This window comes from Bacillus sp. P4_D3 (assembly GCF_056401855.1).
In genome coordinates this window covers 1-618 of record NZ_JBFUIN010001246.1, presented here as the reverse complement: position 1 = coordinate 618, position 618 = coordinate 1, and the positions used below count along the sequence as shown (strand labels likewise).

The window sequence follows — 618 nt, the reverse complement described above, 5'->3', positions numbered from 1 at the left end:
CTGTTATCCACTGCGGAGTCACGATAATACTTACAGTACTTATACATACAATTTGAACATAAAACATTAAAGTACTACTTGTACGCAAAAATTCTTTTAAAAAAGCTTCTACAATACGCGAATCAGATTTTTTTCCTAATATCTTTTTAGAACGAGGGAACATCCACGGTTTTTTATTCGAACTACTCGGCTTCGCAGCATGGCCACCAACTTGCATAATCCCTACCGTCCAACGCATACTTTCTTCTTTTTCTTTCTCAACTTCTTTAAAAAAGAAATTTTTATAATTCATCTTTTCTTTTACCAAGACTATAGTAAATAAAGCTGCTAGACCGATAAATAATATGGAATACAATGGATTTTTATAAATAAAAAATACACTGATTCCAAAAAAAATCAAACTAAAAGAAAATATAACATCTTTTATAATCAATAAAACCCATCGTTTCCCCACACGTACATTTATGAATCTCGTCAACAACGATAGCATAAATCGAAAAACAGTAAAGAAAATCCAGAACAGTACGATTTGTATAATTGTCGCTCCCATACTTTTCATCAATATAGGCAGCATAATGAATACTACAATTGCGTTCGTTATTGCAATCCGAATTAACG

General features: G+C 31.6%; 1 protein-coding gene. It reads right to left on the bottom strand.

From position 1 onward, the window contains the following. Nucleotides 1-618 (bottom strand): ABC transporter permease (locus tag AC1DTM_RS30590; RefSeq protein ID WP_477001717.1); only part of this gene is annotated, 618 nt, incomplete at both ends.